Annotated in this window: 25 protein-coding genes and 1 tRNA gene; 8 read left to right on the top strand and 18 right to left on the bottom strand. The window is 67.7% G+C overall.

Annotation, left to right across the window (positions count from 1 at the left end):
• Positions 1 to 82: 82 nt before the first annotated feature.
• Together G7043_RS24010 and G7043_RS24005 are read left to right on the top strand one after the other, a co-directional pair.
• Positions 83 to 153 (top strand) — tRNA-Gly (locus tag G7043_RS24010).
• A 276-nt stretch (positions 154 to 429) separates the two neighbouring features.
• On the top strand, positions 430 to 924 hold the full coding sequence (locus G7043_RS24005; protein WP_166048983.1) for a DinB family protein: 495 nt from the start codon (positions 430 to 432) through the stop codon (positions 922 to 924).
• Here G7043_RS24005 and G7043_RS24000 read toward each other — a convergent pair.
• Positions 910 to 1,326, bottom strand: a complete 417-nt coding sequence (locus G7043_RS24000; protein ID WP_207311591.1) for a hypothetical protein — start codon at positions 1,324 to 1,326, stop codon at positions 910 to 912. The genes G7043_RS24005 and G7043_RS24000 overlap by 15 nt on opposite strands.
• A 118-nt stretch (positions 1,327 to 1,444) precedes the next feature.
• On the opposite strand from G7043_RS24000, the gene G7043_RS23995 reads away from it, so the two are divergent.
• On the top strand, positions 1,445 to 1,783 hold the full coding sequence (locus G7043_RS23995) for a hypothetical protein (protein ID WP_166048980.1): 339 nt from the start codon (positions 1,445 to 1,447) through the stop codon (positions 1,781 to 1,783).
• On the opposite strand, the gene G7043_RS23990 is transcribed toward G7043_RS23995, so the two are convergent.
• Complete coding sequence (locus tag G7043_RS23990; protein WP_166048978.1) at positions 1,773 to 3,284, bottom strand: sodium:solute symporter family protein; 1,512 nt, start codon at positions 3,282 to 3,284, stop codon at positions 1,773 to 1,775. The two genes, G7043_RS23995 and G7043_RS23990, sit on opposite strands and share 11 nt — an antisense overlap.
• Positions 3,285 to 3,526: 242 nt before the next feature.
• Here G7043_RS23990 and G7043_RS23985 point away from each other — a divergent pair, with 242 nt between their 5' ends.
• Positions 3,527 to 4,171: a response regulator transcription factor gene (locus tag G7043_RS23985; RefSeq protein ID WP_166048976.1), complete on the top strand. Its 645-nt coding sequence runs from the start codon at positions 3,527 to 3,529 to the stop codon at positions 4,169 to 4,171.
• 300 nt (positions 4,172 to 4,471) lie between these two features.
• Positions 4,472 to 6,307: an acyl-CoA dehydrogenase gene (locus G7043_RS23980; RefSeq protein WP_166048973.1), complete on the top strand. Its 1,836-nt coding sequence runs from the start codon at positions 4,472 to 4,474 to the stop codon at positions 6,305 to 6,307.
• A 58-nt stretch (positions 6,308 to 6,365) separates the two neighbouring features.
• On the opposite strand, the gene G7043_RS23975 is transcribed toward G7043_RS23980, so the two are convergent.
• The 5 genes from G7043_RS23975 to G7043_RS23955 all read right to left on the bottom strand — a co-directional run bounded on the left by G7043_RS23975 (position 6,366) and on the right by G7043_RS23955 (position 12,314).
• The gene (locus G7043_RS23975) at positions 6,366 to 7,091 is read right to left on the bottom strand and encodes a DUF1206 domain-containing protein (protein ID WP_166049402.1); all 726 of its coding nucleotides are present in this window, start codon (positions 7,089 to 7,091) and stop codon (positions 6,366 to 6,368) included.
• A gap of 109 nt (positions 7,092 to 7,200) precedes the next feature.
• Complete coding sequence (locus G7043_RS23970) at positions 7,201 to 8,985, bottom strand: VanW family protein (RefSeq protein WP_390827917.1); 1,785 nt, start codon at positions 8,983 to 8,985, stop codon at positions 7,201 to 7,203.
• A gap of 282 nt (positions 8,986 to 9,267) precedes the next feature.
• Complete coding sequence (locus G7043_RS23965) at positions 9,268 to 9,561, bottom strand: GroES family chaperonin (RefSeq protein WP_166049398.1); 294 nt, start codon at positions 9,559 to 9,561, stop codon at positions 9,268 to 9,270.
• A gap of 36 nt (positions 9,562 to 9,597) precedes the next feature.
• Positions 9,598 to 11,463 (bottom strand): NHL domain-containing thioredoxin family protein, encoded by a 1,866-nt coding sequence (locus G7043_RS23960; RefSeq protein WP_166049396.1) that lies wholly within the window; start codon positions 11,461 to 11,463, stop codon positions 9,598 to 9,600.
• Complete coding sequence (locus tag G7043_RS23955) at positions 11,463 to 12,314, bottom strand: pentapeptide repeat-containing protein (protein WP_166048971.1); 852 nt, start codon at positions 12,312 to 12,314, stop codon at positions 11,463 to 11,465. The genes G7043_RS23960 and G7043_RS23955 overlap by 1 nt, the downstream gene beginning before the upstream one ends.
• Positions 12,315 to 12,433: 119 nt before the next feature.
• Here G7043_RS23955 and G7043_RS23950 point away from each other — a divergent pair, with 119 nt between their 5' ends.
• Positions 12,434 to 13,453 (top strand): NAD(P)-binding domain-containing protein, encoded by a 1,020-nt coding sequence (locus G7043_RS23950; RefSeq protein WP_166048970.1) that lies wholly within the window; start codon positions 12,434 to 12,436, stop codon positions 13,451 to 13,453.
• Here G7043_RS23950 and G7043_RS23945 read toward each other — a convergent pair.
• The gene (locus G7043_RS23945; RefSeq protein WP_166048968.1) at positions 13,450 to 14,118 is read right to left on the bottom strand and encodes a dienelactone hydrolase family protein; all 669 of its coding nucleotides are present in this window, start codon (positions 14,116 to 14,118) and stop codon (positions 13,450 to 13,452) included. The two genes, G7043_RS23950 and G7043_RS23945, sit on opposite strands and share 4 nt — an antisense overlap.
• Before the next feature lie 34 nt (positions 14,119 to 14,152).
• Positions 14,153 to 14,947, bottom strand: a complete 795-nt coding sequence (locus tag G7043_RS23940) for a pentapeptide repeat-containing protein (RefSeq protein WP_166048967.1) — start codon at positions 14,945 to 14,947, stop codon at positions 14,153 to 14,155.
• A 189-nt stretch (positions 14,948 to 15,136) separates the two neighbouring features.
• Between G7043_RS23940 and G7043_RS23935 the strand changes: the two genes are divergently transcribed.
• Entirely contained in the window at positions 15,137 to 15,910 is a 774-nt protein-coding gene (locus tag G7043_RS23935; protein WP_207311590.1) for an HAD hydrolase family protein, read from the top strand.
• Between the two features lie 4 nt (positions 15,911 to 15,914).
• Here the strand turns inward: G7043_RS23935 and G7043_RS23930 are convergent, their stop codons facing one another.
• The 5 genes from G7043_RS23930 to G7043_RS23910 all read right to left on the bottom strand — a co-directional run bounded on the left by G7043_RS23930 (position 15,915) and on the right by G7043_RS23910 (position 20,272).
• Positions 15,915 to 16,259, bottom strand: coding sequence for an NYN domain-containing protein (locus G7043_RS23930; RefSeq protein ID WP_166048965.1), 345 nt, complete (start codon positions 16,257 to 16,259; stop codon positions 15,915 to 15,917).
• Positions 16,260 to 16,273: 14 nt separating this feature from the next.
• Entirely contained in the window at positions 16,274 to 17,641 is a 1,368-nt protein-coding gene (locus G7043_RS23925; protein WP_166048963.1) for a S28 family serine protease, read from the bottom strand.
• A gap of 52 nt (positions 17,642 to 17,693) precedes the next feature.
• Positions 17,694 to 18,545 carry an NAD(P)-dependent oxidoreductase gene (locus G7043_RS23920; RefSeq protein ID WP_207311589.1) on the bottom strand — a complete coding sequence of 284 codons (852 nt, stop codon included), beginning with the start codon at positions 18,543 to 18,545 and terminating at the stop codon, positions 17,694 to 17,696.
• A 228-nt stretch (positions 18,546 to 18,773) separates the two neighbouring features.
• Complete coding sequence (locus G7043_RS23915; protein ID WP_166048959.1) at positions 18,774 to 18,920, bottom strand: hypothetical protein; 147 nt, start codon at positions 18,918 to 18,920, stop codon at positions 18,774 to 18,776.
• 158 nt (positions 18,921 to 19,078) lie between these two features.
• Positions 19,079 to 20,272 carry an ATP-binding protein gene (locus G7043_RS23910; protein WP_086661392.1) on the bottom strand — a complete coding sequence of 398 codons (1,194 nt, stop codon included), beginning with the start codon at positions 20,270 to 20,272 and terminating at the stop codon, positions 19,079 to 19,081.
• A 154-nt stretch (positions 20,273 to 20,426) separates the two neighbouring features.
• Here G7043_RS23910 and G7043_RS23905 point away from each other — a divergent pair, with 154 nt between their 5' ends.
• A complete protein-coding gene (locus G7043_RS23905; protein WP_166048957.1) occupies positions 20,427 to 21,041 on the top strand; it encodes an SIMPL domain-containing protein in 615 nt (204 codons plus the stop codon).
• Here G7043_RS23905 and G7043_RS23900 read toward each other — a convergent pair.
• The 4 genes from G7043_RS23900 to G7043_RS23885 form a co-directional block, all read right to left on the bottom strand.
• Complete coding sequence (locus tag G7043_RS23900) at positions 21,038 to 21,838, bottom strand: hypothetical protein (RefSeq protein ID WP_166048947.1); 801 nt, start codon at positions 21,836 to 21,838, stop codon at positions 21,038 to 21,040. The two genes, G7043_RS23905 and G7043_RS23900, sit on opposite strands and share 4 nt — an antisense overlap.
• Before the next feature lie 138 nt (positions 21,839 to 21,976).
• Positions 21,977 to 22,228 (bottom strand): hypothetical protein, encoded by a 252-nt coding sequence (locus G7043_RS23895; protein ID WP_166048945.1) that lies wholly within the window; start codon positions 22,226 to 22,228, stop codon positions 21,977 to 21,979.
• Positions 22,229 to 22,290: 62 nt separating this feature from the next.
• Positions 22,291 to 23,271: a serine hydrolase domain-containing protein gene (locus tag G7043_RS23890; RefSeq protein ID WP_166048943.1), complete on the bottom strand. Its 981-nt coding sequence runs from the start codon at positions 23,269 to 23,271 to the stop codon at positions 22,291 to 22,293.
• A gap of 58 nt (positions 23,272 to 23,329) precedes the next feature.
• Positions 23,330 to 24,535, bottom strand: a complete 1,206-nt coding sequence (locus tag G7043_RS23885; RefSeq protein WP_166048941.1) for an acetyl-CoA C-acetyltransferase — start codon at positions 24,533 to 24,535, stop codon at positions 23,330 to 23,332.
• Positions 24,536 to 24,550 lie beyond the last annotated feature (15 nt).

Genomic DNA, 24,550 nt, shown 5'->3' with positions numbered 1-24,550 from the left:
ACCGAGTTGGCTCCGTTGGCCAGCCGGGACGGTGGGACGTCACGCTGCCACTCTGTGTATGATCGGCGACGAGCTTGCTCATGCGGGTGTAGTTCATTGGTAGAACGACAGCTTCCCAAGCTGTAGAGGCGGGTTCGATTCCCGTCACCCGCTCGAAACCGGTGACCGGCGTGTGTCCGCGAAAAGCGCGGACCTCGCCGGTTTCGGTGTTTTCTGGGGGCCAAGCCCCCAGACCCCAGCCGGCGGGCGCCGCCCCCGGACCCCCGTCCCAGGTCGGTCGACCTGGGCCCTCGTTGTGATGTTGCAAGCACGTCACGGCATGTTCATCGCCGTCGAGGTGCTTGTCAGCTGTACGGCTTCGGCGGCGGCAATGTGGGGTCAAGCGGACGCTATCGCTGCTTCTCTCGTTTCACCGGTAGGTTCGGGACCGTGGCTGACTCCCGACGCGACCTGCTGCGCTGGCAGTTCGAGATGACCTGGTCGCTGTTCGAGTACCACCTGGAGCTGCTCGACCCGGCCGACCTCCTCTGGGAACCCAAGAGCCCGCACGTCTTCACCATGCGCCACAACGGCACGACCTGGGACAGGGACTGGCCGACTCCCGAGCAGGAATCCGTCGGGGTGGCGACGATGGCGTGGCTGACGTGGCACATCGGCTGGTGGTGGGCGGGTGCGATCGACCACGTGCAGGAGAACCAGCCGCGTGAGGTCACCTGGCCAGGCCCGGAGCAGGCGATCGGCTGGCTGCGCGGTCTGCGCGAGGAGTGGCTCGGCACGCTCGAAAGCGCGGACCTCGACGCGGAGGCCACCTTTCCGTGGCCTGACGGGTCCATGACGGTGGCGCACACCGCGGCGTGGGTGAACGCCGAACTGATGAAGAACGTGGCCGAGATCGGGCAGCTGCGACGTCTAGTCGACCGGTAGGCCCCACGGCCGGCGGTCCAGCTCCACCCAGCCGCCCCCACGAGCCAGCGCCGCCCGCACCCCCGCCACGTGGTCAGCGAACGACGCCAGATCCCCGTGCAGCAGCTCAGCGCGTTCAACATCCAGCGGATGCGTGTCGTCGTGCCACAGATCAACCGCGAACGAGGCCACGAACGACATGGACTGCAGCAGCTGCAACAGGGCCACGGAAGGCCGTGCGGTCTCGGCGAGGTACGAAAGCCGGATGTCCTCGCACACCGCCAGCAGCGCGCGCACCTGACGGATGGCGTCGGCCGGGGTGCCGTCCCACGACGGGTCCGGCCACACGCGGTCGCTCAGCTCCAGCCAGAGCCGCCACCCCGTGGCCAGTTCCGCGTCGTCTGCAGGACACCACTTACCCATGCATCCACTGTGCATGCGAAAGAGCGCATAGGTCTCGTGACGATGACGCACGCCACGGGAACCGACGGGTGACATATACGTCCTGTAACGCATGACGCGTGCCTGGCAAGGACAAAGCGTGAAGAGCCTCGCGTTCGGGCTCGGGATCGGCGCGGTTCTCACACTGCTCGCGCTACCTGCGCTCAAGTACGAGGCGGCTGACCACGCCAATCTCGCCACCCGGATCCTGGCTTACGGCTTCCTGCTCGTGCCCATCGCCGTGGTGACGGTGCTGCGGAGTTCGTTCCCCGTCACGCACACGACCGGGCTCGTGGCGGGTGCTACCACCGTGCTGGCGCTGAGCACGATGACCTACACCGGCACGCCCATGCCCTACGTCTGGCTCGCGGCGGCGACCCTGTTCGGGTGCGCCGCCGCGAGGATCAGGCAGAACGAACGCGCCGCGATTACGCCTTGACGGCTGCCACGTCGGGCTCGTCGGACTTCAGCGAGTCGATGAGCGCGTCGCGTTCGGCGGTGGGTTCCGGCTTCAGGAAGCCGACCGCCAGGTACAGGACCAGCGAGACCAGCAGCGGCGTCGAGACGATCAGGGCCTGCGAGACGACGAAGTCCTTCAGGAACTGCTGTTCGACGTAGAGGAAGATCCAGGTGCTGAGGCCACCGATGGTCGACGTCAGGGCTGCCGTCGGGCCGATCTTGCGGAACCACGGGAGCAGGCCGAGCATCAGCGGGATCGCGATCGGGCCCATCGTGGCCGCCACCAGGGCGATCACGACCTTCAGGACAAAGCCCTTGGTGTCCGCGGTCAGTGCGATGGTCATCGACAGGCCGATGAACAGGAACGTGGTGATCCGCGCCAGCTTCAGCTGTGCTTCCGCGGTCATCTCACGGGCGCCCTTCCAGATGCGCGGAAGGATGTCGCGGGTGATGACGGCGGTGATGACGTTGGCGTCGGAGGAGACCATCGCCATCGTGTGCGAGAAGAAGCCGGCGAGGACGAGGCCCACCATGCCCGCGGGGAGCATGGCCTTGCCCATCTCGACGTAGGCCTGCTCGGCGTTGGCGCCCATGCCCGGGACGATCAGCGGGGCCGCCCACATCGGGAAGAACAGGATGAGCGGCCAGACGAGCCACAGGGCGGCGGACAGCAGGGCCGAGCGCTTCGCCGCGAAGCCCGACGGGGCCGCCATGTAGCGCTGGGCCAGGTTCCACATGCCGCCGTTGTACTCAAGCGTCTTGATCAGGAAGAGCGCCATGAAGAACGTGAGGGTGTAGGGGCCGGTCAGCGGGTCGCTGTGGCTCGGCGGGAGCTGGTCCCAGATCGTCCACATGAAGTTGATGCCGCCGAAGTGCGACGCCACCGCGAAGAACATCGCGAAGCCGGCGAGGCCCTGGATGATGAACTGGCCGAAGTCCGTCAGGGCGTCCGCCCACAGACCGCCGAGCACCGAGTAGACCATCGTGACGACGCCGACGAGCGCGATGCCCCAGAAGATCGGGACTCCGGCGAAGCCCTGCAGCAGCAACGCGACGGCGACCCACTTGGCCGCGATGTCGACGACCTTCAGGCCTGCGCCCGCCCACGCCATGAGCTGCTGCGTCGGCACGTTGTAGCGGATTGCCAGGTACTCGAGCGGCGACTTCACGTCGTGCTTGGCGCGCAGCCGGTTCCAGGCGGGCGCCCAGAGGAACGCGCCGATCCCGACACCGATTCCGATCGTCAGCGACCACCAGATGTAGACCGTGAGGCCGAGCCGGTACGCCTCCGCCGCGAACGCGACGAACATGACGGCGCTGTATCCGGACATGTGGTGCGAAATCCCTGACAGCCACCACGGCATCTTGCCGCCTGCGGTGAAGAAGTCGGCGATGTTCCTGATCCGCCCTCGGGACCAGAGCCCGATGCCGACCATCACCACGAAGTAACCGGCGACCACGATCCAATCGAGGGTGCCCATGTGACCTCCTTGCGTGCACACACGTGTGCCCGCGAGAGCACCAGGCCTCATGGCGGCGGAACCTGGCACATCCGCACGGGATATGTGACGTAGGTCTTACGAGACTGTTGCCCCGCGGCGGAAGACCTTCAGCTGTCTTGAATCACATTCGTGATCCTTGTTCACCCACGTGAACCGGCTATTCCGCGTCACACGTCCGAGGGAACGACGTCTCTTCTGCGGAAGCACGAACGGAGGTGCTGATGCTCTCGTCTGGCCGGCCTGCTCCCGGCGTCGCGCTGATCGACCCCGTGCCGTTGTACCGCGAAGGCCTGTCCGCCCTGATCAGGCGGACTCCGGGGCTGCGCTGGCTCGGTTCCACGGGCGATCTGCACGCGGCCGTTCGCCTGCACGAACGACTGCGCCCCGACGTGCTGCTCATCGACTCCGTGCTCGATCCGGTGGGCCACCTGGCCCGGCTGCTGGTCGAGCGCGACCCGACTTTGCTGATCATCGGACTGGTCCGCGACGCGCACTCGCACGCGAACTACGTGACGAGCGTGCTGGAGGCGGGGGTGCACGGCGTCGTGCCGCGAAGTGCCCAGCCCGAGCAGATCGTGCGGGTCATCGCCGAGACGTGCAGGTCACGCGGTTACGTGCACCCCGACCTGCGCCCGAAGGAACGGCCGACGCTCACCCGGCGCGAGTACGAGGTGCTGACGCTCATCGCGGACGGCTTGGAGAACCAGCAGGTGGCGGACGAGCTCATCGTGTCCGTGGAGACCGTGCGGACCCACGTGAAGGGCATCCTGCGCAAGCTCAGCGCCCGCGACCGGACGCACGCGGTGTCGCTCGCGTACCGGTCAGGGCTGCTGATCGGCACCGCGCGCACGCCAGGCGTCGAGTAGGAGGGCACCCAGCACCGCCAGGCCCGCACACGCGCCCGGAAGCCTCGATCGGACCTCGGGATCGACGTACTCGCGCATCTCCGCACGCTGGCCCCGGCAGTGCCCGCTGAAGTCGCTGTCGCGATCCCGAGCGCCCGATACGCGCCTGACCGGCTCTCATGCCCGATTCAGGTCCCCGAGAGGACTGTCTGTTTCGCCACCAGTGGGTGGTCGCCCTTGCCGGGGTTACTGTCGGGTAATACTCTGTTGTTACCGGTCAGTAGGCGACCCCGCCGCGACCCTGAGGAGTGAGCTGACGAGATGGGCCACTACAAGAGCAACGTCCGGGATCTCGAATTCAACCTGTTCGAGGTCTTCAACGTGCAGGACCACCTCGGCAAGGGGCCGTTCGAGCAGTCCGACGAGGACACCGCGCGCGGCGTTCTGTCCGAGATGAAGACTCTCGCGGAGGGTCCGCTCGCGGACTCGTTCGCCGACGCCGACCGGAACCCGCCGAAGTACGACCCGGCGACGTTCTCGGCGACCCTGCCGGAGTCGCTGAAGAAGTCGTACCAGGCGATCTGGGACGGCGAGTGGTACCGGATGTTCCTGCCCGAGGCGCTGGGCGGCTTCGGCACGCCGCCGTCGGTCGCCTGGGCCGCGTCCGAGATGATCCTCGGCGCCAACCCTCCGATCTACATGTACCTGGCCGGCCCGAGCTTCGCGACGGTCGTCTACAACAACGGCACCGAGCGCGACCAGCACTGGGCGCAGCTCATGATCGACCGCGGCTGGGGCGCCACGATGGTGCTGACCGAGCCGGACGCCGGTTCCGACGTCGGCGCGGGCCGCACCAAGGCGATCAAGCAGGACGACGGCTCCTGGCACATCGAAGGCGTGAAGCGCTTCATCACGTCCGGCGACCAGGACCTCACCGAGAACATCATGCACATGGTGCTGGCGCGTCCCGAGGGCGAAGGCATCGAGGCGAAGCCCGGCACCAAGGGCCTCTCGCTGTTCCTCGTGCCGAAGTTCCACTTCGACCCGCAGACCGGTGAGCTGGGCGAGCGCAACGGTGCCTTCGTGACCAACGTCGAGCACAAGATGGGCATCAAGGCGTCCACCACGTGCGAGCTGACGTTCGGCCAGCACGGCGTCCCTGCCCAGGGCTGGCTGCTGGGCGAGGTGCACGACGGCATCGCGCAGATGTTCGACGTCATCGAGTACGCCCGCATGATGGTCGGCACCAAGGCCATCGCGACGCTGTCGACCGGCTACCTGAACGCGCTGTCCTACGCCAAGGAGCGCGTGCAGAGCGCCGACCTGACGCGCATGACGGACAAGACCGCCCCGCGCGTCACCATCACCAACCACCCCGACGTGCGCCGCAGCCTGATGCTGCAGAAGGCGTACGCCGAGGGCCTGCGCGCGGTGTACCTGTACACCGCGACGTTCCAGGACAAGGTGATGCTCGGCGGCGAGGACGCGGAGCTCGCGGCGAAGGTCAACGACCTGCTGCTGCCGATCGTCAAGGGCGTCGGCTCCGAGCGCGCGTACGAGCAGCTGGCGCAGTCGCTGCAGACCCTGGGCGGCTCCGGCTTCCTGCAGGAGTACCCGATCGAGCAGTACATCCGGGACTCGAAGATCGACTCGCTGTACGAGGGCACCACGGCCATCCAGTCGCTGGACTTCTTCTTCCGGAAGATCATCCGCGACAAGGGCCAGGCGCTCGCGTTCATCAACGGCGAGATCCAGTCCTTCCTCGACAACGAGGGCGGCAACGGTCGCCTGAAGGAGGAGCGCGCGCTGCTCAAGCAGGGTCTCGAGGACCTGCAGGGCATGCTCGGCTCGCTGGTCGGCTTCCTGACTTCGTCGCAGGAAGACGTCCGCAACCTCTACAAGGTCGGCCAGAACTCGGTCCGCCTGCTGATGACCGCGGGTGACGTGCTCGTCGGCTGGCTGCTGCTGCGGCAGGCCGAGGTCGCGCTGCAGAAGCTCGACGGTGCGCCGTCGGCCAAGGACAAGGCGTTCTACGAGGGCAAGATCGCCGTGGCGTCGTTCTTCGCGAAGAACGTGCTGCCGGAGCTCACCGCCCGCCGCAAGATCGCCGAGACGACCGACAACGCGCTGATGGACATCGACGAGAGCGTCTTCTAAGCGCTGCAACGGAAAACGGGTCCGCTCACCTCCTGCCCGAGGTGAGCGGACCCGTTTCTCATTCCTTGAGTGCGCGTGCGGCGACGAAGCAGTAGACGCCGAACGCGGCGATGCCGATCGCGACCGCGGTGAGCAGGAACATGCCGTAAGGCTGTGCTGCCAAGGTCTTCAGCGCCTTGTCCATGCCGCCGGCCTGCTGCGGGTCCGCGTTGATCGCGGCGAGTCCGATGAGGACACCGATCACGCCGTACGCGAAACCCTTGCCGATCCAGCCGATCCGCCCGACAGGTTCGATCCACGACGGCGCGCGGCTCATGTCGAGGTCCTTCTCGAACGACTTCTTGAAGCCCTTGTAGGCGATCACGCCCGCCGTGACGATCACGCCGATCGCGATGGCGCCGACGATGAACTGCCCGCCTGGCAACGAGAGCACCTGCGCGGTGAGTTCCTGCTGCTGCTGGTTCTGGTTACCGGAACTGCTACCCGTCGCGTACTTGAAGGCACCGAGCGCGATGCCGATCGCGGTGATGGCGCGCGCCACGGAGCCGATCCGTTTGGAGATGCGCTTTCGCTTCTTCGGCACGTAGGTGTAGCCGACGCAGGCGAGGATCAGTTGCCACAGGGCGAAGAACACGAGCCCGATGGCGATCGTCCACAGCAGCCAGGCACCGGCCTGCGCCAGGTCGCTCAACGCGCCTTTCGAGTCGGCCTGTTCGGAGTCACCGAACGCGACCTGGATCGCGAGCCACGCCACGAGGACGTGCACGCCGCCGTAAATCACCATCCCCACCCGCCCCAGCGTCTGGACGGCGGGGTGTCTTCGCGCCTCATGCGCAACAGTGGCCACGAACGGGTGAATACCCGCGCGTGGCCACTGTGAACCAGAGTTTGTCTCAGCCGCCGGGCGGCGGCTCACAGATGATCTTGAACTGCGGGTCGTAACGAACCGTGCGCGACTCGCTGCGGGTCTGGCCGGTGCGGCGGTCCTTGATCGTGCGGGTGTCCGTCACCGAGAAGCCCGGGGCGCCGTTGCTCGGCGAGCACCCTTCCTTGCTGACCTTCTTCTCCTGCGGCTGGGTGGGGTTGAACTCACCGCTGGTGGAGCCGGTGACGTCGTAGTTCTTGGTGCCCCAGAGCCTGATCGTGATCGACGAGCCGGTCCAGATCGTCTGGATGGCGACGCCCGTGTCGTCCGGGTTCGTGAACGCGATGTCGATCAGGCTGTTGCCCGCGCCGTCCATGAACACGGTGGCCTCACGGCCCTTCGGGTACCGCGTGATCCAGTAGCTGTGCTCCTTGTGGCCCGCGTCCTTCATGCCCGCGTAGTAGTACGCGTTGTAGAGCGTGGTCGCGAACTGCGAGATGCCGCCACCGACCGCCTTGCCGGGGATGCCGTTCTCGATGATGCCCGCCTCGACGTAGCCCTGCGCGGTACCGCGGGGACCCGTGTACTTGTTGAGGCTGAACGTCTCCTTGGGCTTCACGATCGCGCCGTTGACCTTCTCGGCCACGACCCGGATGTTGACGCCCGAGGCGGGGGCGAAGCCACCGGTCTGGAACTCGCCGATGACCTCCTTGATCCCCATCTTGTTCGCCTGCTCGGTGGTGACCTTCGCGGGCGTGTGCTTGTACTCGAACTTGATCTCGCGCGCGTCGGTCTTCTTCAGCGTGTCGAAGTAGGGCTGGAGGTTCTTGTCCCAGTCGAGGTCGAGGCCGTCCACCGACGGCTTGACGGTCGGCTTGCCGCCCTCGAAGACGATCTCGGCGTCCTTGCCCTGCTTGACCGTGTCCTTGAGCTGCGGCGTGGTCACCTCAGCGAGCTTGTCCTTGTTCGGCGCGACGGTCAGCGCACCGCCCTCGCCGGGAGCGAACGCCAGCGTGGCGAAGATCTGCTCCGGCGTGAGCGTCGCGTCCTTGCCCTCGCCCTTGATGACGACCGGGCCGGAGACCGCCGTCTTGACGATCTCGTTGAGCGCCTTCTCGACGCCCTCCTTGGTCGTCTTCACCGGGGTGAAGTCCATCGGGACCTCGACCGGGTTGCCGGACGCCCAGTTCGCGACGACGGCGCGGGAGGCGTCTTCGGTCTTGAGCTTCTGGCCGGCGTGCGGGTCGACGGCGACGGCCGCGGCGTTCTCGAACTTGATGGTGCCCTCGAGCGGCTCGTGGTCGAGCTTCGGGCGCATCGCCTCGAGCGCGGCGGTGACCTTCGCGTCGTCGGCCTTCGTCGCGACGCCGACCTCGCGGCTGGTGAAGAACGAGGTCACGCGCGTGATCGGGCTGAGCGGCTGGCTGCCGGCGCGGTCGATCGTGCCGTTCCAGTCGAGCTCCAGGCCGGCCGCCGCCGGGTCGAGCTCGGCGTTGACGTCACCGGCCTTGAGCGCGACCGGCTTGCTCAGTCGCGGGCCGATCTCGTCGCGCAGCTTCTTCTCGGCCTCGCCGTGGCTCATGCCACCGACGTCCACACCGGCCACGGTCACGCCGCGGGGCACGTTGCCACTGGACACGAGGATGTCGAGCCCGTAGAGCAGCCCGAACGCGCCGACCACGGCCGCGGCCACGATCAGGGCCTTCTTCCGGCCGTTCTTCGGCTGTTCCTCGTCCTCGCCCGGCTCGATCATCACCGGCCCGTAGACGCCCGAGTCCTCCGGCTGCGGCAGTGGCGGAGCCACCGGCGCCATGTACTCGGTCGCGGCGTCGGCGGCCGGGAAACCGACACCCGGCACGGCCGCGGTGACGGTCGCCTCGTTGTCCGGTTCCTCCGAAGGCCACGCGTCGGTGGCCGCGCCGGTGGTGACCGGGCCGATCTTCGCCGTTTGCTCGGAGGCGGTGCCTCCGGGGTTGACCGGCGGCATCGCTCTCGTCTTGTCAGCGTCGTACGGCACAGCTCTCCCCATTGCCCTGTCTCTCGCGAGGCGGCATATGTGTGTGTAGCTATCAGGCGCAGATCACGAACCGGCGGCTCATAGGTACAGACCAGTACCGTGCTCGGTGAGCTCGCTGGCCACAGCGTGCAGGTCGCGTTCCCTCATCACGAGATACGTGGTGCCGTGCACCTCGACCTCAAGCTGATCTTCCGGGTTGAACAGAACCCGGTCGCCCACCTTCACGTGCCGCACGCTGGTACCGACCCCGAACACATCGCCCCACGCCAACCGCTTCGCCATCTGGGCCGTCGCGGGGATCACGATGCCACCGCTGGATCGCCGCTCGCCGTCCTCCGGCGAGATGCGCACCATGACACGGTCGTACAGCATCTGGATCTCGAGCTTGACATCAGGCACCAGCAGAGTCTACGTGGCCGCTGGACCAGCCTCGTCCATGCCGCCCATCAGCAGGGGCAGACGGGTAGGTGCATCGGCAACAACTTGAACTGGCACCCCCCAGTCCTGCCTGGTCAGGCGACAGACCGGGTGTTCGTCGGAAGGATCGTCACTGCAACTGGCGGCCTGCGCTACGACATGCAAAACGCCGTTCGTGACCTGATCGTTGATCCGCAACGCCCGTACCAGTTCGGTGCCGACCCCCGCGCCCTCGAGAATCAGCTCGGGCGGCGAGCTGGTGATCTCCAACCGAGTGGACGGTCCGTACCTTTCGTCCAGTTTGGTCCCGGTCGGCGGCGTGAAGACGACCGCCAGCTCCAGCGCTCCGGGCGCGATGTCGGTGGACGGCCGCTTGACCGCGTGCTCCACGCCGTCGATCTTCGTGGCGGCCGCGGAGAACCGTTCGAGCCGGTGGGCCGCGCTGGCCACGACGACCAGTTCGTTGTGGACGACGAGGGCGTCGGACGGTTCGGCGATGTCCGTCGCGATGGTGGTCAGCGTGTTCGTCTCGGGGTCGAACCGCCTGATCGCGTTGTTGTAGGTGTCCGAAATGGCCAGCGAGTGGTCATTCAGGACGGTCACGCCGAGCGGGTGCTGCAGGAGCGCCTCCTCCGCGTCGCCGTCCTTGTGTCCGAACGCGAACAATCCCTTGCCGATGACGGTGCGGACCTCACCGTTCTCGAGGTACCTGAGCGCGCTGGTCTCGGAGTCGACCATCCACAACCGGTCGCCGTCCGCGGCGAGCCCGGACGTCTGCGCGAAGAAAGCGCCTTCCGCCGGACCGTCGTTGATGCCTTCGACCGTGGTGCCCGCGAGCCTGCTGACCGTGTTCGTCGCGGGGTCGAAGAAGCCCAGCGTGTGGTTGCCGGCCATGGCGATGGCCACGCCACCGTTCCACCACGCGACGTCCCACGGGCTGGTCAGGTCGATCTTGTCGGCCGGCCCGTCGGTCTCGCCGTCGCGCCACTGCTCACCGGTGCCCGCGAGCGTCGTGACCTCACCGGTTTCCAGGTTGAGGCCGCGGAGCAGGTGGTTGACGGTGTCCGCGATGACGACGTCGTAGCCGTGGGTGTTGGGTACTTCTGCGAGACCTGCGGGCTCCGAGAAGGTGGGCGTGAGGCCGTCTTCCCTGCCTCGTTCGCCGGTGCCGATGCGACGGATGACGGTCTCGCCGTCCGCTTCGAGCTCAACGATGCTGTGGTGGGCGGAGTCGCTGACCAGGATCGTGCCGCTCGGCGTGACGATCGCCTTGGCGGGGAACCTGAGCGTGGTGTTCGCCGGTTCGGGAGCCTTGTACGGGCCGGAGCCGCGGTGCAGCGTGCCCTTGGCGTCGTGCTCCTCGATCAGCTCGCCGATGATGGTCCGCAGGGCCTCGACGTGACCTTCACCGGCGGCGACGTGCACGACGTAACCCTCGGGGTCGACCAGGGTCAGCGTCGGCCATGCCTTCACGGCGTAGTGCTGCCAGGTGGTGAGCTCCGGGTCGTCGAGGACCGGGTGATGCACCTCGTAGCGCTCGACGGCCGCCTTGAGCGCCTCGGCGTCGGCCTCGTGCACGAACTTCGGCGAGTGCACGCCGATCGTGACGAGGACGTCCTCGAACTCCTTCTCGAGGGGGCGCAGCTCGTCGAGGACGTGCAGGCAGTTGATGCAGCAGAAGGTCCAGAAGTCGAGGAGCACGATCTTGCCGCGCAGGTCCTTGAGGCTGACCTGTTCTCCGCCGGTGTTGAGCCAGCCGCGTCCTACCAGCTCAGGGGCACGGACACGGGCACGGCGCTGCACAGTCGTCACGACCGTATCCAACACGGTGGGACAGTTTCGTGTTCCGGCGTCCATCATGTGGACGGCAGCTTGAGCCCCGGCTTGTCGCCCTCGTCGAACACCGGCATCACGGTGATCTCCGCCTCCGACAGATCGACCTCACCGCCGGTGAACCGAGCCCCTCGGAACGACACCTCGCCGCCGTTGAACTCCGCGCCCTCGAACCGCACGCGACCGGCGGCGAACTCGGCCCTGTCGAACGTCACCCGCGCCCCTTCGAAGGTCGCGCCGCCGAACCACACCTCGCCGCCACAGACTTTCATGTCGTCGAACGAGATCCAGCCGCCGGGAAAGCGCGCCAGGCTGAGGAAGAACGTGCCGGACGACATGCGGATGCCGGAGAAGTCGGCGGCTCTCAGCACCGCGCGCACCAGGTCGAAGTCGTGGCCCTGCCAGCTGACCGGGGCGCCGTCGCGGAGGTGGCGGGCGATCAGGCTGGTGATCGCCAGGCGCACCTCGGACTCGGCGTCGTGGTACCACTCCGAGTCCAGGGCCGGCTCGTACGCGATGCGCAGGTAGGAGCAGAGCACGTCGATGCAGACCTGGCGTTGTTCCGGCCACTCGTCGGCCAGTGCGGCGAGGGCGTAGACGCCTGCCAGGCGGACGGTCGGGGCCTCGTTGCCGATCTGGTTGCAGGCGGCGCCGAAGCGTTCGTTGAGCAGTTTGATCCGCTCGCGGGTCTCGGCGGACTCGCTGACGCGTTGCTTGCGGTAGGCGACGACCAGGGCGACGACACCGCCGACGCCCGCGACGACGGTCAGGGCGACCTTGATGATGTCGAGCCTCGCGGCCGACGCGGTCGGAAAGCCCAGTGCGGCCCACAGAAGTGCGGCCGCCAGGGCGAAAACCGTTACACCGATCAGCACAACGAGACTGATGTGCCTTTTGACTGACCACAGCAGGCCGGAATCCACGATGATGGACGGTAACCGCCGGTTTGAACCTTTGCGCCGTGTTTGGCGTAGAGGACGCCGGGAGGTGCGTGATGGTGGAGTACCTGGTGATCGGTGCGGGTCCGGCGGGCCTGCAGATGGGGCGGTTCCTGCACCGGGCGGGCCGCGACTACCTGATCGTCGAGGCGGGGCCGGAGCCGGCGAGCTTCTTCCGGGTCTTCCCTCGACATCGGGTGCTTTCGACGGACGACAACTCGTTGTTCGAGGGAGCGCCGTTTTCCCGCTACAGCAAGCGGTCCTTCCCCAACGCGGACGACCTGGTGCGCTATTTGGAGGACTTCGCGGCGCCCTTGAACATCCGCTACAACACGCCTGTCACCGACCTGGCGCAGCACCGGGCGCGGCACGTGATCATCGCGACCGGCAAGAAGGCCCACGTGCCAAGCATTCCGGGCATCGAGCACGCCGAGACGTACGCCAGCGCCAACACCGACCCGACCGAGTACGCGGGCAAGCGGGTGCTGATCATCGGGCGCGGGCGCAGCGCGTTCGAGACGGCGGACAACATCTCGGCGACGGCGCGGGTCACGCACACGGTCGGGCGGACCGTGCAGCGGATCGTCAAGGACGGCAACGAGTTCGTCGCGACGATCGACGGCACCGGCGAGCTGCGGTACGACAAGGTGATCGTGTGCGCGGGCTTCCGCAGGGACACCGCACTCGACGTGCCGCACGCGCACGTCGTGACCGGTGACTCGATCAAAGCGATCAGGCACTCGGCGCGAGCCCTGCACCGAACGCTGGAGGCCCAGCACCACGGCGTGCCGTGGCCGCACCGCAAACTGCGCAACCGCCCGGACTCGCTGGCCGCGACCGTCGCCATGCGTGCCACCGAGATCCCGGACGGCCTGGCGGACGTCGTTGTCCCGCAAGGCCAGCACGCGCTGCTCTACGACGAGATGCCCACGACCGAACGCCACGGCTTCGTGGTCACGCGCACCCAGATCAGCCACTACCGGCGCAACGAGCTGATCGCCGTCGAACACCGCCTGCACCGCAAGCCGCTGGAGAAGTTCTTCTCGCAGCAGCTCGCGGTGCCCTGCATCGCCTAGGCCGGCAGCGTACGAGCGAGGAACTGCGCGGTGAGGTCCCACGCGCGGTCAGCGGCGTCCTCGTCGTACCAGGGAGCGAGGTGGTTGAGGAACGCGTGGCCCGCGGGCTCCAGGTGGATCTCGGCGTTGGGCCGGTCCTGCACCGCGTCCACGACCTTCTGGTACCCGGTGATGAACGAGTCCTCGGTGCCGAAGTGGAACAGAATCGGGCAGGACACCTGGTCCAGCGTGCCGATCTGGTCCGGCACGCCCGAGCCGTAGAACGACACGGCCGTGTCCGGGTCGGAGGCCGCGGCCGCCGCGTACGCCAGGGTGCCGCCGAGGCAGAAGCCGAGCACGCCGACGCCACCCGTCACCTCGGGCAGGCCGCGCAGGTACTGCACCGACGCGACGACGTCCTGCACGGCGAGCGGGAAGTCGAGGTTCCCGACGACCTCCATCGACTTCTGGATGCCGGCCTCGTCGTGCGTGCCGACCCAGCCGGGCTGGAAGCGGTGGAAGAGCTCCGGGACGGCCACGACGTAGCCGAGCGCGGCGAGCTTCTCGGCGATGCCCTGCAGGTACCCGTCCAGGCCGAAGATCTCCTGGATCAGCACGATGCCGGGGCCGGAACCGGACTCCGGGAACCAAACCGGCAACGGCATGTCGTCAACTCGATGGGTCATAAGACGATCCTGCCTGAGAGAGCGGGGCGGCGGATCACCAAGCGGGCGCCTGCGCGTAGTTGTCCGGCGGCGCGCAGAAGATCTTCGTTGTCGTCGCCCGGCTGACCCCGTCTTCCTGCTCAGGCGTCAACACGACATCGGTCATGGTGGCGAAGCTGAGATTCACCTGCCACAACGTCGTGTTCTGAAAGTTGGGCGCCATCAACTCGGCACCTGTCATGTCGGTGGCGACGAGCGTGGACTCCGAGAAGTTCGCCAGCACGATCGAAGCGCAAGTGAAGTCGGCTCGCATCAGGAACGAGCGGCTGAAGTTCGTCCGCATCAGATAGGCGCCCGCGAACCGAGTGCCGTTCAGCAGGGCTCCGCTGAGGTTCGATCCTCCGAGGTCAGCCCTGTCGAAGGTGTGACCTGACAGGTTCGCCCCCTGGAGACAGGTCGAGCGCAGGTTCAACGCATAGCCTGGAGAATCCTTGCCGGGCGACCGATAGTGCTTGCCGATCGAGTCCAACGCTGCCTGGATGTCCGGCTTGACCGTGCCTGGGGTGTCACAGGCCTTCGCGGGTGCCTGCTCTCGGACAAAACCGGCGAGCATGCCCACCACCGATTCCCGGAACCCGGGAGAGTCGTTCACCAGACGATCGAAGGACATGATCGCACCAAGTCGGACTTCCAGAGCCGTCTGGTTGCCCAGCCTCTCCACGGCTCGATCGAACCTGTCCTGATGTTGACCTTGCTCGGTCAGGTCGGCCTGCCGGTCCGAGACCTGGAGGTTCCAGTACCCGACGAGCGTGGCGACAACCGCGGTGACGGCGGACACCAGCGCGATCATGGTGGTGCCTCTGTTCCGCTGGACACCCGCCGACTCGTTCTGTTCACGTGACGCCCGTCGATCTCTCGACCGATTGCGCTTTCTGCCGTTCCTGCTCATCTCTCCTTGCGGTCCCGCTCTCTTCGTTGATTTGTGACCGAACAGATTACTCCTTCGTGCCCACGAAGGGTCCTGCCCGATAATCGGCCGATGATCAGACTGATCGCGACCGACCTCGACGGCACGTTGCTGCAACCGGGCGGAGTGCTGAGCGACCGCACCCGCGCCACGCTCGACGCCGTCGATGCGGACGTCGTGGTCGTCACCGCGCGGCCGCCGCGGTTCGTGCAGGACCTGGCGCTGACCGGCACGGCGATCTGCGCGAACGGCGCGATGATCTACGACCTGACGAGCCGAGAGGTCACGCACGCGCAGACGGTGCCGCTCGATGTCGTGCGGAAGGTGGCGGACGCGCTGGCGGGCGTGATCCCGAACGTCGGCATCGCCGTCGAGACGGGGCTGGAAGTCCTGTCGGAGCCCGGTTTCCTGGGCTTCGGCCAGAAGTTTCCACACAGGACGCTCGAGCTGCTCGATCACGTCGTCGAGGAGGCGCAGCAGGTGGTGCAGATACTCGCGTGGGCGCCGGACAGCGAGGCCGACCACATGATGGAGGTCGCCAGAGCGGCGGTCGGACAACACGTCACGGTCACCCACTCCGGCGGGATCGGTCTTCTGGACATCAGCCCGCCTGGTGTCACGAAGGCGGCGACGCTCGAATCCCTCTGCAACGCCAGGGGAATCGGCAAGCACGAGGTGATCGCGTTCGGTGACATGCCGAACGACCTGTCGGTGCTCGGGTGGGCCGGCACGGCGTACGCGATGGGCAACGCGCATCCGTTGGTCAAACAAGCGTGCAACAACCACGCGCCGCCGAACACCGAGGACGGGGTGGCGCAGGTGCTCGAAAGGCTCTTCGGGATCTGAGGGGCTAACGGCGCGGCACCGAGGTGGGGCCTGTCACCTCGGCACCGAGCGCCGTCACCCGCCGGCGCAGTTCCCGGTCGGCGGTCACCACGACCACGCGACGTCCGGGGCCCTCGGCGCGGACCACCTCGACGATGGTGTCGTCGCCGTCGCCGGCCGCGGAGACCACGCGGACTTCGGGGATGCTGGAGACGTTGCGCGCCTTGCCTTCCACGACGAGGACGACCTCTTCGTCGCGGCCCTGCAAAGCGTCGCGGAGACGTTCGGCCGCTGCCGCTCTGTCGTGCCACCAGCCGTCGGGCACCGATCCGACGACGTTGGCTGCATCGACCACGAGCAACGGCTTCACGAACCCAGGGTGCCTCAGCCCCGGCGTGCTCGCAGTGCGTCCAGGGAGTCGGGGTCGTCGCCGACCGCGAGAGACGCGACCGAACCGGAGACACCGGCCCAGCGCTGCACGGCGGCGGTTGCGGCCAGGCGCTCCTTCTCCGGCAGCTTCGCGATGTTGGAGCCGTGGTTGCCGCCGGGCACCGAGAACGACAGCGAGTCGCGCGTGCCTGGGCCGAGGCGGAACGGCTCGGCGCTCCACGGGTCGTTCTGGCCGTTGACGAACAGCAGCCGCGAGCCCTGGTAGCGCACCCACGAGTCGATGTCACGCATCGCGAACCGGTTGAAGCGCGGGAACGAGATCTCCGGCGACACCATCGTGCGCGGCACCGAAACGCCGGGGTAGCGCAGCAGGTCGCGCACGGCCGACTCGTCGGCTTCGGGCCAGCCGAGCTGCGTGCCGGCTTGGTAGTAGTACGGCGCGTAGGGCGCGACGCCCGCGTCGGTGTAGAAGTCCCAGCCGACGGTCTTGTCCATGAACGTCCACAGGTCGTCCACGGAAGCACCCGCACCGGGAACCAGTGCGCACTGCTCCTGGGTGCCGTACTGCCAGAACGTGAACGGCGTGTCGAGCACCAGGACCTCCAGCGCCCGGTGCGCGTTGCCGAACTGCTTGTACGTGTAGCCCTTGGCTTCCAGGCGCGTGACGATCTCGTCGCGGTGCTGCAGGATCTGCCGCTGCACGCCCTCCAGCCGCCGGTTGCACGTCGGGTCGTTGCCGACGTTGCGGATGAATTCGCCGTAGACGTCGCGGTCGTTCACGACGTCGTTCGGTGCGACGTACGCGATGGTCGCGTCGACGTCACGCGGGAAGAAACGGCGGTGGTAGATCGACGTCATGCCGCCCTTGCTGGCGCCGGTGGAAAGCCAGCGAGAGTGGTAGATCTTCTTGAACGCCAGCACGATCCGGTGGTGGTCGTTCGCGGCCTGCCAGATGTTCAGGTCGTCCCAGTCGGCCGGCGCCGGACGCGACGGCTTGAAGAACCGCTGCTCCACGCTGAGCTGGTTGCCGTCGACGAGCCGCGCCGGTTCGGACGCGCTGATCGTGCCCGGCAGGTTGTAGCCGGTGGTGTGCAGCACCATCGGCTTGGAATCGTCCTTGTGCAGCAACGAGAACCGCTGCTCGAACCGGGTACCGCGCGGCTTGCGGTGGTCCGCCGGTTGCTGGATGCCGAGCACGAACGTCCGCGCGGTGCCGGACGTTGTTTCGCTGATGATCCGGACACCGGGCAGCGCGGCGATCCGGTCCTTGATGTCGGGGGCGGCGGAGACGACCGAGGCGACAGCCAGAACCTGCGAGGATGCCAGGCCGAACGCCAGCAGGGAGCGTACGAGTCTGTTCACTCAGCCAAGCTATTGAGCCCGCACGCCCTGCCGGACCGGCCGATCGTCGGGCTTATTTGTAGCTGGCGTAATAAGACGCGGCCATGTCTTCGTCGCCGTGCCCCTTGGTGACGGCGCGGTTCAGCCGTGCGCTCGACGCCTGCGCCACGTCGAGGTGAACATTGGCGTGCACCGCGGCCTCGTTGACCAGCAGCGCGTCCTTCAGGGCGTTCTGCACGGTGAACGCGGGCGGGAACTCCCGCGCGATGATCGCGTTGCCCTTCATCTGCAGGTACGGGCTGTCCATCGCACCGCCGGAAACGGCTTCCAGGAACAGCTTCGGGTCGAGCCCGGACGACTCGGCCAGCGCCACGGCCTCGCCCACCGCGGCGGTCAGGGCCAGCACGTAGCTGTTCGCGACGAGCTTCAGCCGTGACGACGCACCGGCCTCGCCGACCCACATGGTGCGCGCGCCGATCACGTCGAACACCGGCTGCACGCGATCGCGCAGTTCTTCCGAACCGGAGGCGAGCACGACGAGCTTGCCCTCGGTCGCCGGCTGCACGCTGCCCAGCACCGGGGCGTCGACGAACTCCAGGCCGAGCGAGCGGGCCAGCGCGATGTGGTCGTCGATCGCGTCGACACCGACCGTGGACACCTGGATCCAGACCGCGTCGTGCGGCAACGCGTCGGCGGCCGCCTGCATGGCCGAGGTGACCGCGAGGCCGTCGTTGAGGACCGTCATGACGACGTCCACACCCTCGACGGCGAGTGCGGGCGTGTCGGCGACGACCGCGCCCCGAGCGGCGAGCGGTTCGGCTTTGGCGCGCGTGCGGTTCCAGACCCGGACCTCGTGTCCGGCTGCGGCGAGATTGGCTGCGATGGGGGCACCCATGAGGCCGGTGCCGAGCACGGCGATCTTCATGTTCCCCAGCAAACAAGAAACCTCGCGGTGCTGCCAGGTCGGGGGTCCGACAGCACCGCGAGGTCAACAGTGACATCGGCGGACCGACGTGCGCTGTTACAACGCCATCATACTGTGGCGCGGATCACGTTTAACAGAATGAAACCCCTGGAGCGCGGGAGGTGCTCCAGGGGTTTCCGTTTGGGGAGGCACTCGCGACGGGGCGCCGTGCGAGTGCCGGGTCAGAAGTCAGCGCAGGGTGGTGACCTGAGCCTGGGCGATGGCCATCAGCTCGTGACGCATGGACGGGGTGGTCGCCATGTCGATCGCGCGAGCCACGGCCTTCCGGTTACGCGCCTGGGCACGACGGGCGCGGAGCTTCGCTGCGAAGTTCATCTCGGTCTGCACTTCCCTCTGTGAGGTCTGTTTGGTTGGTGACTTAAGTATGCACCTTCCTACCCGCGAACGCACGCGATTATCCGGTGAGTTGGGGCACAGGCCGATGAATCACCGGCCGACAACGTGAACGACCGGACAACGACCGGTGCCCCGCGTCACTCCTCGCGACCGAGCAGGAACCTGCCGAAGTGCGGCACGGTGAAGGCGATCTGACCCCGTTCCGCGCTGTAGACCAGGCCTTTCTTGATGAGCGAGTCCCGCGCGGGCGACAGCGACGAGGGCTTGCGACCCAGGTGGTCGGCCACCTGGGCGGTGTTGACGCCCGCATCCTTTCCGTCGGTCAACTCGGCCATCGACCGGAGATACTCGCGTTCAGCGGGCGTCGCACGCTCGTATCGGGAGCCGAAGAAGCCGACGGCGAGCTCCGCGTCAGCCTCCGGAGCGGCCACGGACACGTCCAGCGCGCTGATCGGATCGGCCGGCGCGGCGTCCCAGGCGGCCTTGCCGTAGGCCTGGATGAAGTACGGGTAGCCCCCGGACGCGTCGAACAACGCGTCGAGCGCCTCGTCGGTGATGCCCGCGTCCTCCCGTTCGACCGGAGCGAGCACCGCGCGGTCGGCGTCCTCGCGGCTGAGCCGGTCGATGCGGACGTACCGGAAGAGCCGTTCCGAGTACGACTTGCTCGCGCTGAGCACGGCGGGCAGGTGCGGCAGGCCGGCACCGACGACCACGAGCGGCGCGCCGAGCTGCGAAAGCTCGTGGCACGCCGCGCACAACGCGCTGATGTCGTCCGGCTTGAGGTCCTGCATCTCGTCGATGAGCAGCGCGACGCCCGTGCCGACGTCCTGCGCGAGCTCGGCGACGTCCGTGAACAGCTCGACCAGGTCGATCTCGATGTCACCGGAGTCCGCGCGCCCGCTCGCCGCCGGCACGTCGATGCCGGGCTGCCAGCGGTCGCGCAGCTTGGCGCCGTCCGGAGCGGCCCTGAGCGCGAAGGCTTTGAGTATGCCGAGGATGGCCTCGACCCGGTCCGGCGCGCGGTGCCGGACGGCGAGGTCCCTGATCGCCCGGTGCAACGCTGCCGAAAGCGGTCGTCGCAGGTCAGCGTCGGGCCGCGCCTCGACCTTGCCCGCACCCCAGCCGCGTTTGACCGCCATGGACCGCAGCTCGCCGAGCAACACCGTCTTGCCGACGCCGCGCAGTCCGGTCAGCACGAGGCTGCGTTCGGGACGGCCGCGGGCCACGCGTTCGAGCACCACCTCGAAGGCGGCGACCTCCTTGTCCCGGCCGGCGAGCTCAGGAGGCCTCTGGCCTGCACCGGGGGCGAACGGATTGCGCACCGGGTCCATGCCTCGCACCGTATCCGCGTTTCTAGAGCCGGTCCTAGAGACGCGCAGACGAACCTCGAAGTGGCTCCAGATGCCCGCGTATTCAGCTTTCTAGTGATTGAGCAATAGAGCGCAATAGTTGCGGATGAACCGGAGCACCGGTTGGCTGAGCCACGTGGCTGAAGTCGTGACGAAGGGGACCGGTGAGGTCGAGCGAACCGCCGACCGCGCCCAGGTGGACGTGACGTTCGAGGCGCTCGGCGCCGAACGCTCCGAGGCGGTGAGCACGCTCAACCAGCGCATTTCCGCCGTCGAACCGTTGCTCGAGAACTTCGAGGTGCGGTCGCGGCAGCTGTCGGTGCACGACAACTGGGACAACAACCAGCGCGTCGGCAGCCGCGCTCAGCAGCAGTACGTGATCTGGGTGTCCGACCTCGACAAGCTCGACGGGCTGCTCGCGGAACTGGTGCAGGCCGAGCCGTCGTGGATCAACGGGCCGTCGTGGACGCTCGTCGACGACACCGAGGCCATCCGCGAGGCGCAGCGGGAGGCCGTGGCGGACGCGTTGCGACGCGCCGAGGGCTACGCGTCGGCGCTGGGGCGGCGGCTCGGGCCGTTGCTGCGGATCGGCGACACCGAGGGCGGTGCGCACTATTCACCTCGGATGATGAGCGGCGCGGCGTCGTTCGAGATGGCCGGTCCGGCGGGGATGGTCGACCAGCTGAACCTGAAGGCGCAGCAGATCACCGTGTCCGCGTCGTGCACAGCCGCGTGGTCGTTGCTCGATTAGTTCCAGGTGATGCCGTAGAAGAAGAACCGGCCGCCGCTGGACGGAGAGCTAGGCAGCACCTGCACCTCCAACGACGCGTACCGGCCCACGCTGCTGCGTCCACACAGCTGGCTACCCACATGTAGCTCGCTGAAGTCCACCCGGAGCCGCCACGTCGTCACCTTCGAGCAGCGGTCGCGGTTGGCCAGCGGGGTGTCCGCAATGACGGCGAGCGCGGCGCCGACCGCGGTGTGGACGCCCTTGGCGTCCATCTGCACCTCGCCGGGTTGAGCCGGGTCCTGCCGCCAGTATTCGATGTCGACCCAGTTGCCGCCGGTCTGCGGAACGAGCTTGACGACTCGCTGCTCCTGGACACCTTCGTAGCGCCCAGGATCCTCGGCCGGCGGTTTGGGGCCGTCGGAAGTTTGCGTCGTCGTGGTCACCGGCGGCTGACTGGTCGACGGGCGTGGGCCTGTCGTCGAGGTGGGCTGCGGACCGCTGGTGGCCGAGGTCGCGGACGGGCCTGAGGAGCTGGTCTCCGCCGTCGTGGGCACCGTCGTCACCGAACTGCTCGGTCCGGCAGAGGGCGCTGCCGGCACGCCGACCACGTCGTACAAGACGAGCGTGACGGCGGCCAGTGCGAGCACGCCGGCCGTCGCGACGAGCACCTCCACCCGTCTCCAGATCGGTCTTCGCGGTGGTTCCTCGGGGGTCTCCGCCTCCTGCTCCGCCGACACGGAAGGCAGACCGCGGAACGATGCGCGCACCCGCACGCCGTCCTGGTTCCGCGATTCTTTTTCGCCACTCTCGGCAGTCACGGACAAAAGCGTAGGAGATCCACCAATCTCCTCGGCGGCCACTACCCGTATACGCCCTGACCTGCTAGAAGTCGCGTTGACCATTGGTCAACAAAATCGCTTCCAGGTCAATTCCTGACGAGCCGTGAAATTGTTCGTCTAGCTCGCCTGGAGTGCCACCACGGCCGCCTGCACGGCAGCCGCGTCGCAGTCGTCGGGCCTGGCTTCGCGCCACTTGGTCAGCCACACGTCCCGTCGCGCGGCCGCCGCGGCCAGGGTCAGGACGATGTACGTGCGGCGTTCCCACTCCTTCGCGGACGCCATCGCGTCGGCGGCCGGCCGCCACTCGTCGCGCAGGGTGCCGACGAGGGCGCGAGCCAGCACCGGGTCTTTCTCGGGATCAACGTTCATCAGTCCCACCCCCAGCACCGCCACGTCGCGGTGCTGGAAGTGTGCATGATTGACCGTTCAATTTACATAGCTTCGCTCGCGGCGTACCGCCAGAAGTCGCGCATGATCTCGGTCGGGGTGGGACCGGTCATGGCGGTGCGGGTGAGCAGAACGGCGACCATGTCCTGCGACGGCACGACGTGCGAGGTGGTGCCCGAACCGCCGACCCAGCCGTAGCGGCCGCGGACGTTCCACGGGTCGATCTCGGCGATGTCGACGCTGCCGCCGAAGCCCCAGCCCTGGCCTTCGAGGAAGAGCTGCCCGGCCTCGCGCTCCTCGGCCGACGTGGTGTCGACCGCGAGTCGCGAAACCAGATCACTGGACAACAGGTAGCGGTTGAACGCCAGCAGATCGTCCACAGTGGAGTTGAGGCCGCCGGCGCCGGACGGAAGAACGTCGCTGATGAAGGCGGTGTTCGTCATGCCGGCCGGTGCGCAGAGGTGTTCGGTCAGGAAGTCCGGGAGCGAGCCCGTGGCGCGGTGCAGCAGCACGCCGAGGACGTCGTAGGACGTGTTGTAGGTCCAGCCGTCGCCGGGCTGGTGCAGCAGCGGCACCTGGGCGAGGTGCTTGAGCCATTCCTCCGGGGCCGGGAGATCCGGGCGGCCGTGCAGGTGCGCCTCGTCGAAGAGCTTCCTGGTGGCGGGCAACGAGAAGTCCGCGGTGAAGCCCCAGCCGGAACGGGACGCCAGCAGGTGCCGGACGGTGATGGGCCTGGCCGCGGGGACGACGTCGTCGATCTCGCTGGCCGGCGTGCGGACGACCACCGGGTTCGCCAGTTCGGGCAACCAGTCCGCGATCGGGTCGTCGAGACCGATCTTGCCGTCCCGCACCAGGAGCACTGCCGCCGTGGCGACGATCGGCTTGGTGACCGAGGCGATCGGGAAGACCGACTCGCGGGTGTCCTCGCCGATCGCCGCGAACTCGACGTCGTCGCCTCGGGCGATGAGCGCGACCGCGGTGGGCACGGCCTCGCGGTGAGCGTCCAGCACTTCCTGCAGCGTCATGATCGCCATCCTTGTCCTGATCGGGTTCGGATGGGTTGACTTCAGGAGTTCGCGAAACTCATCGCTCCAGGATCGCCGTGATTCCCTGACCGCCCGCCGCGCAGATCGACACGAACCCGCGCCCGCTTCCCTTCTGGTGCAGCAACTTCGCCAAGGTCGCCACGATTCGGGCACCGGTGGCGGCGAACGGGTGGCCGGCCGCGAGCGACGAGCCGTTGACGTTCAGCTTGGTCCGGTCGATCTCGCCGAGGTCGGTCTCCCAGGCCTTCAACGTGGCGAGCACCTGGGACGCGAACGCCTCGTGCACCTCGTAGAAGTCGAACTCCTGCAGCTTGAGGCCCGCCTTGTCGAGCATGCGCGGCGCGGCGTGCACCGGGGCCATCAGCAGGCCCTCTTCGCCGTGCACGTAGTCGACGGCGGCGGTCTCGGCGAACGTCAGGTAGGCCAGCACCGGGAGTTTGCGCGCACGCGCCCACTCCTCGGTGGCCAGCAGGACCGCGGAGGCACCGTCGGACAGCGGGGTCGAGTTGCCGGCGGTCATGGTGTCGCCGAAGACCGGCTTCAGCTTGGCGAGCTTCTCGACGCTGCTGTCCGGGCGGAGGTTCTGGTCGCGGGTCAGGCCGAGGTAGGGCGTGACCAGGTCGTCGAAGAAGCCCTCGTCGTAGGCGCGGGCGAGGTTCTGGTGGCTGCGGGCCGTGAGCTCGTCCTGGTCCTCGCGCGTGACGCCGTACTTGGCCGCGGTGATGGCCGCGTGCTCGCCCATCGACATACCGGTGCGCGGTTCGCCGTTGCGGGGCAGGTGCGGCACGACGTGGCTCGGGCGGAGCTTCGTCAGCAGGCTGACCTTGCGGGTGCGGTTGAACTCCAGCAGGAGCTTGCGGAAGTTCTCGTTCACGCCGATCGGGGCGTCGCTCGTGGTGTCGACGCCGCCCGCGATGCCCGCCTCGATCTGGCCGAGCGCGACCTTGTTGGCCACGGCGATGATCGCCTGCAGCCCGGTGCCGCACGCCTGCTGCAGGTCGTACGCGGGCGTGTCCGGGCTGAGCTTGCTGCCGAGGACGGACTCGCGGACGAGGTTGAAGTCGCGCGAGTGCTTGAGCACGGCGCCGGCGACGACCTCGCCGAGGCGTTCGCCCTGCAGGCCGAAGCGGCTGACCAGCCCGTCCAGCACCGCGGTGAACATGTCCTGGTTCGAGGCGGTGGCGTACGGGCCGTTCGAGCGGGCGAACGGAATGCGGTTGCCGCCGATGATCGCTACTCGCATGCCGACATACTACCT

The sequence above is a fragment of the Lentzea alba genome (assembly GCF_011067745.1).
GTDB classification, from domain to species: domain Bacteria; phylum Actinomycetota; class Actinomycetes; order Mycobacteriales; family Pseudonocardiaceae; genus Lentzea; species Lentzea alba.
This window is presented reverse-complemented; position numbering and strand designations above follow the sequence as displayed.